Source organism: Streptomyces sp. NPDC025638 (assembly GCF_055558775.1).
The window spans coordinates 148479-154644 of the sequence record NZ_JBVHLX010000020.1 but is presented as its reverse complement, the minus strand read 5'-3'; the positions used below and the strand labels follow the sequence as shown (position 1 = coordinate 154644).

Here is a 6166-nt window from a genome sequence, read left to right as displayed (position 1 = left end):
CCACCCCCCCATCTGCGGGGGGGTCCCCCCTGCCTTGGTTGCGGTCCCCTTCGGGGTGGGGGGGGGGGGGTGTTTTTTTTTTTTTGGGGGGGGGGGGGGGGGGCCCCGCGGGGGGGGGGCCCCCCCCGCCGCCGTAATGCCTGGCCGGCCCTGCTGTCGGCCGCATCGCCTGACGGGTGATCAGGCGACGACCTCCGTACGCGCTGCCCGCCGCGACCGGCTGAACCGGCGCACCAGCGGTGCCTCGACCAGCCGGTAGAGCAGCCAGGACAGCACCACCGTGCCGACGGCCGCGCCGACCAGCATCGCGATGCCCTCGGTGGTGGAGTACATCTCCGTGCCGAGCTGCTTGCGCAGCCAGGACAGCGCTATGTAGTGCAGCAGGTAGAAGGCGAAGGAGATCTCGCCCAGCCAGACCATCGTGCGGTTGCGGAACAGACTGAAGCGGCCCTCGATGTCCGCGGTCGCCGCGGCCGCGATCAGCAGCGCGATCGGGATGATCATCGCGGCGCGCTGCCCGTAGAGGTAGGGCACGTGGTAGGTGAGCCAGTACCCGCCGGCCAGCAGCACGAACGACGGGATCATGCCGATGTTGCGCCAGCGTCCGTGCTTGACCGCGAGCGCGACCAGGATGCCGAGGGCGAAGTCGACCATGCGGACCGGGGGCAGCACATAGCTGAACCAGTACGCGGAGACGGACAGGTCCTGGCCGCTGGGCACCAGCGGGGTCTTCGGGAACGCCGCGTACGCCACCGCCGGGGTGGCCCACACCGCGGCGATCGCCCCGATGATCCAGTACTTCAGGTGCCGGGCGTCGATGCGCCGGAAGACGGCCAGCAGCAGCGGGAAGCTCAGATAGAAGACCGCCTCCACGCCCAGCGACCAACTCGGCGAGTCCACGCTGAAGTTGGTGAAGTACTTGGGCACCCACACCTGAACCATGAACAGGTTGGCGACGGCGATCCGGGTGGAGGTGTAGTCACTGGCGAACAGCACCATGGCGAGCACCCAGGCGACCACGTAGTTCGGGTAGATCTTGACGAACCTGCGGCGCCAGAACCCCGTCGTGGTGTCGTTGTCGCGTGCCGACCAGGTCAGTACGAACCCGCTGAGCACGAAGAAGAACGACACACCGAGCCCGCCGGCCTGGTCGAACCAGCGGAACAGCCGGAACTCGGTACGGTCGTCGGCCAGCAGTCGCAGCGGCGGTATCGGCAGGAAGGCGTGGTGGGCGAACACGGCCAGCGCGGCGAGGAACCGCAGGCCGGTCAGGGACGGCAGCCGGGAGATCTGGGCACGCTTCGGCTCGGCGGCTTCGGCGGCTTCAGCGGCCTGGGCACCCACACCGCTCTCTCCGGCCGGCGCGGAGCCGGTCAGTACTTGGTCAGTGGCCATGGGACTTCCGTTCTCGGGTGAGGTCCTGCAGCGATGTGGTCCTGCGTGGGGGGCGCGAACGGTGGCGGGATTGCATCGCTGTTTGTACAGACGTGCGCTCGTGGCTCACTCAAGGGTTGTTGAAGAGGGGACCTCGCCCGGCCCGTGCTCGGCTCGACCGAATAGGGTTGACGAGACGCAAAATATGGGTACTCTTCTGTTCCGTAAGGCTCCGAAGAAAAGCTTCGGAGGCCCCCGTTCCATCCTCGTCACGACGGCCTCGCCAAGAGGTTCGTCGCGTTGCTGTTTCGGCGCGGAAATGATAGGATGGGACCACGAACAACGAGGAAACAAAGCGCCATGTGCGCATAGTCCTGGCAACCTGTGCCCGGGTGAGCGGAAGGCTCCGACCCGGGTTTATTTATGCCCAGAATAGGAATCTGATTGGAACGTGATGAAGTGAAGAAGAAGCGCTTTGACCTGCAGAGACGAGCTGGAGGGGCCGCTGAGCGAGTGGCGCGGGTGAACTCGGTGACGGCATGGGTGGGGTTGATTGGAACACTGCTTGCCATTCTTGTGGGACTCTTTTCGTCCGCTGGTCCGGTTACTGTGAATGTGCGAGTCGACTCGCCTGTGGTAATCATTGACAATCAATTCACCCTGAAGAGGGAAAGTGTAATTCTGGATGTGTCGCAGAAGAAGGGTTGGTAGAGGATAGAGAATTTCCTCTGGAATATCCTCTCTCGTTATGTCGCCGAGTTCCGCTCGGCGTTTTATTTTTGCCATTTTTCAGGCTGAGGCGGCCACTGGGGCGGCGCGAGCTCCTGGAGTCCGGTGTGACGTGAGTCACGGGAACCAGGGGTGCTCGCCCCAGCAGTTAAGGGGGGTGAGCACTCATATGCGTACCCGGGTACGGGCCGGGGATCCGAGCGCCTTCGCCGAACTGTTCGACAGCTACGCCCGGGCGGTCTACAACCATGCGTTCCGGCTGACCGCCGACTGGGCGGCGGCCGAGGACGTGATGGCGGAGACCTTCATGGAGGTCTGGCGGCTGCGCGACCGGGTCGAGGCCGGGGGCGGCTCCCTGCGGCCCTGGCTGCTCGGCGTCGCGACCAACGTCGCCCGCGGCCACTACCGGAGCAACCGGCGCTACCGGGCGGCGGCCATCTCCGCCGCCGAGGCCGAGACCGCCCTGCCCGACCACGCCGACGAGGTCGCGGGCCGGCTCGACGACCGCCGGCGTATCGCCGCCGCGCTCCGCGCACTCGCCCTGCTGCGCAGACCGGAACGCGAGGTCCTGGCGCTGTGTCTGTGGGAGGGGCTGGAGTACACGGCGGCGGCCGAGGCGCTCGGGATTCCGGTCGGCACGGTCCGCTCCCGCCTCTCCCGGGCCCGCGTGAAGCTGCGCCGCCTCACCGAAGCCGAGTTGGCGGGACCGCCCGCCGAACTCGTGCGCGGAAAACGGGAACTCGGTCCGCTGGATCGCCAGACAAGAGGAGAACGTAACCACGCGATCCGGCCCGTATCGGAAGGAAACCGATGAAAGCGACCCCGTCCCGGCAGAGCCCGGCCGAGTGGGAAGAGAGCGCATCTCTCCTGCCTTCGACGGTGCGCGACCTGCCGACGGGCCGTCACCAGTTCCACAAGGAGCGTCTGATGGCTCGCATTCAGCAGGACATTCAGCAGGACGACCGGCGGCAGGAGCGCACGACGACGACGGCGCTGGCCACCGCGCCGGGAGCCCGCCCGAAGACGGGCCGGTTCCGTCTGCCGCGCCCGGCGATCACGCTTCCCGCCCTGGCCTGCGTCCTGGCGGGCGCGGTGGTCGCCGTGTCGGTGATGAACGACGCCGACGGTGTCAGGACGGGCGGCGTCGCCGGCGGCCCGGCCCTCACCACCCAGCTCGGCACCCCGACCACCAAGGGCGTCCCGCAGTTGCTGGACCAGATCTCGCTGGCGGCGGCCGAGGTCCGTACCCCTGGCCTCAAGCCGGGACAGTACGTCTACATCGAGTCGAAGAGCGCCGATACCTATCCGCGATACGACGGCGACAAGGTCTCCCTGGCCAGCCATGTGCTGCACAAGCGCCAGATGTGGGAGTCCGCGGACGGCACCAAGGGCTGGCTGATCGACCCCGCCTCCAACGACGACCCCGCGGGCGAGACGCTGAGCCTGCCCGACGAGCTGGGCAACACTCCACAGGCCACGCTCAACGCCCCGTCGTACGACTACCTGACCAAGCTCACCACGGACCCCGACAAGCTGCTGGCCATGATCTACAAGGCGTCCGAGGGGCACGGAAACAGCCTCGACCAGCAGGCGTTCACCACGATCGGTGACCTGCTGGGCGAGTCCTACCCGCCTGCCGAGCTCTACTCGGCGCTGTTCAAGGCCGCCGCGAAGATTCCCGGAGTCGTCGTCGTGCCGGAGGTGAAGGACGCACTCGGCCGCCCCGGCGTGGCGGTGGCCCGGCTGGACGAGACCGGCGGCACCCGCGAGGAGTGGATCTTCGACAAGAAGACCCATGTCTTCCTCGGCAAGCGCGAGGTCCAGGTGAAGGCGACCAACGAGGACGGCGGCCTGATGAAGCCCGGCACCGTCATGTACACCAGCGCCATCGTCAAGCGCGCGATCGTGGACGGAATGAAGCAGGTTCCCGGCGAGAACGGCTGACGCTCCCACCGCCCCATTGCTCCACCGCCGCCCCGGCCGCCCCACAGCGGGCGTGCCGGGGCACCGGCGTTCCGGAAGGCGATTGCTTGTCAGATGCCGCCCGGCACACCTTGGTTGTTTGAAGTTACCGGTGAGTTGTTTCACAGGCGGGTGACAGACCGTCAGCGCAACCGCAGGTGGGGTGTCGGACGTGGACTACTCACGTCGAAGACCACCGGCACCGTGCCGGACTGACCCAGGGGACAACCACTCATGCGTCTGCGTACCGCCACCCTCGCCACGGCCGCCGTATTCGTCGCCGGCCTCAGCCTCACGGCCTGCAACTCGGGCAATGACGACGCCAAGGCCAAGGACAGCTCAAGCCCGAGCGCCACGGCGTCGTCGACATCGACGGGCTCGACGGGCTCCGGCACCGGGGGCACGTCCACGGGCAAGGCGGGCGGCGCCAAGGCGTCGGCGACCGCGGCCGGCAAGGGGACCGGCTCCGGCGGCGGTGCCGTCGGCGCGTGCACCACCAAGACGACCACCGTCCAGTTCATCGCCTCGGCCTCGCACGCCAGCGAGTCGGAGCCGGCGGCCGCCACCGTCAAGGTCACCAACACCTCGGGCAGCACCTGCACCCTCGTGGGCGCGAGCACCCTGACCGCCAAGGACGACCAGGGCAAGGCCGCACCCATCGAGACCGACAACTCGGCCGCCGGCACCGACGCCGTCGACATCGCGGGCGGTGCCTCCGCCTCCGCCGAAGTCCTCTACACGGACCTCAACTTCGAGGGCAGCCAGTCCGCCCGCGAGGTCTGCGCCGTACAGGCCTCCAAGGTGGAGATCGCCCTCCCGAAGGACATCGCCCGCACCGTCAAGGTGACCAAGGCGAACGGCTCGGCCGGCATCTTCAACGTCTGCACCAAGGACGTGAAGTTCGGGTCCTTCCACTCCTAGCACCATGGAACGCCGACGACTCCTCGCCGCGATGGCCGCTCTGCCCATCGTGTTCGCCCTGCCCGCATGCTCGTCCGGCAACAGTGACACGGCCAGTCCACCGTCTTCCGGCCGGTCCCCGTCCAACGGCGCACGCGAGGCTGTCGAGGCGTATGTCGACGCGCTCAACAAGCGCAGCGCCGAGGCACTGATCGCGATCGGTGGCGTACCGGACAGACCGTGGTCGCGGCACGAAGCGGCGCAGATCCTCGCCGACAAGGGTGGCCGCGGGTGGACCGTCAAGAACGTCCGGATCGAGTACGACATCAGCCCGGACGTCGGCTCCGCCCGCGTCGAGGCCACGGACAAGGGCGGGAAGACCATGCGGGACACGCTCACCGTGATGCGGGAGAAGGGCGACTGGCACCTGGTCGTCTTCGAGCAAGCCCCCACCGCAACGGACAAGCCGGCCTCATCCACGGAGAAACCGGCCTGACGGACCCTCGCTGACCGCGCCGGCCGGGCCGCGGTACCGTACGACGCGTACATGATCATGGATGTGCCGGTGTCGGCGAGTGGGGAGCGGTGTCGTGGTCAGCGAGGTGCGGGGGACGTTCGCGGAGCGGATGGCTGAGGCCCGTCGGCTGAGGCCCGGTGCTTTCGCGCACCTCTTCGACGGCCGGCCGCAAGTGGTGATCAAGACTACGCAGTTGCTGCCGGACCAGGCGATCCAGCTGGCCACCGCCTACGGATACCGTCATCTGCAGACGCGGGGCAGCAAAGCCGTACGGCGCCGGGTGTTCGTGCCGGATCCGGAGGCGGCAGTGCGACAGGAGGCCCTGGCACCGGGCACGCCCTTCGAGGTGGCCGCGCAGCACCCCGCCTTCCACGGGGCCAGCGCCCGCGCCGCCCGCAACCACGCCGAGCTGGTCAGGAACGAGATGAACCTGCTCAAACTCGTTCCGGCCGCGGTGGTCATCTTCCTCGGGGCGATCGGCATGGCGGCGCAGCTGATCAGCACCGGGAAGGGCGCCCTGATCGTGCCGCTGTGCTTCGCCCTGCTGCTGGACACGGCCGTCGTATGGCTCACGTGGTCGCGCGTGCGCAAGCGGCGCGGGCTGCTGGCCCAGGCGGATCGGCTGACGCGGCAGTACCCGCCGTACGGCTTCAGGGCCTGGACGCCCTGAACGGCTGGACCGTC

Annotated in this window: 6 protein-coding genes; 5 read left to right on the top strand and 1 reads right to left on the bottom strand. The window is 68.2% G+C overall.

What is annotated here, in order from left to right; genetic code table 11:
• Nucleotides 1–180: 180 nt before the first annotated feature.
• Nucleotides 181–1395, bottom strand: coding sequence for an acyltransferase family protein (locus tag ACZ4EG_RS38785; RefSeq protein WP_467793968.1), 1215 nt, complete (start codon nt 1393–1395; stop codon nt 181–183).
• A gap of 877 nt (nt 1396–2272) precedes the next feature.
• Between ACZ4EG_RS38785 and ACZ4EG_RS38780 the strand changes: the two genes are divergently transcribed.
• The 5 genes from ACZ4EG_RS38780 (at nt 2273) to ACZ4EG_RS38760 (ending at nt 6152) form a co-directional block, all read left to right on the top strand.
• Complete coding sequence (locus tag ACZ4EG_RS38780; RefSeq protein WP_453561964.1) at nt 2273–2917, top strand: RNA polymerase sigma factor; 645 nt, start codon at nt 2273–2275, stop codon at nt 2915–2917.
• Nucleotides 2914–4047 (top strand): CU044_5270 family protein, encoded by a 1134-nt coding sequence (locus ACZ4EG_RS38775; protein WP_467793967.1) that lies wholly within the window; start codon nt 2914–2916, stop codon nt 4045–4047. Before ACZ4EG_RS38780 ends, ACZ4EG_RS38775 begins: the two co-directional genes overlap by 4 nt.
• Nucleotides 4048–4299: 252 nt before the next feature.
• Nucleotides 4300–4986 carry a DUF4232 domain-containing protein gene (locus ACZ4EG_RS38770; protein WP_453561967.1) on the top strand — a complete coding sequence of 229 codons (687 nt, stop codon included), beginning with the start codon at nt 4300–4302 and terminating at the stop codon, nt 4984–4986.
• Nucleotides 4987–4990: 4 nt separating this feature from the next.
• Nucleotides 4991–5461 carry a hypothetical protein gene (locus ACZ4EG_RS38765; protein WP_467793966.1) on the top strand — a complete coding sequence of 157 codons (471 nt, stop codon included), beginning with the start codon at nt 4991–4993 and terminating at the stop codon, nt 5459–5461.
• Between the two features lie 94 nt (nt 5462–5555).
• A complete protein-coding gene (locus ACZ4EG_RS38760; RefSeq protein ID WP_453561971.1) occupies nt 5556–6152 on the top strand; it encodes a hypothetical protein in 597 nt (198 codons plus the stop codon).
• The last annotated feature ends 14 nt before the right edge of the window (nt 6153–6166 follow it).

Bases quoted from the DNA above. Each gene is read 5' to 3' on its own strand.
- ACZ4EG_RS38785 (WP_467793968.1), bottom strand. From the start codon at position 1,395: ATGGCCACTGACCAAGTACTGACCGGCTCCGCGCCGGCCGGAGAGAGC.
- ACZ4EG_RS38780 (WP_453561964.1), top strand. From the start codon at position 2,273: ATGCGTACCCGGGTACGGGCCGGGGATCCGAGCGCCTTCGCCGAACTG.
- ACZ4EG_RS38775 (WP_467793967.1), top strand. From the start codon at position 2,914: ATGAAAGCGACCCCGTCCCGGCAGAGCCCGGCCGAGTGGGAAGAGAGC.
- ACZ4EG_RS38770 (WP_453561967.1), top strand. From the start codon at position 4,300: ATGCGTCTGCGTACCGCCACCCTCGCCACGGCCGCCGTATTCGTCGCC.
- ACZ4EG_RS38765 (WP_467793966.1), top strand. From the start codon at position 4,991: ATGGAACGCCGACGACTCCTCGCCGCGATGGCCGCTCTGCCCATCGTG.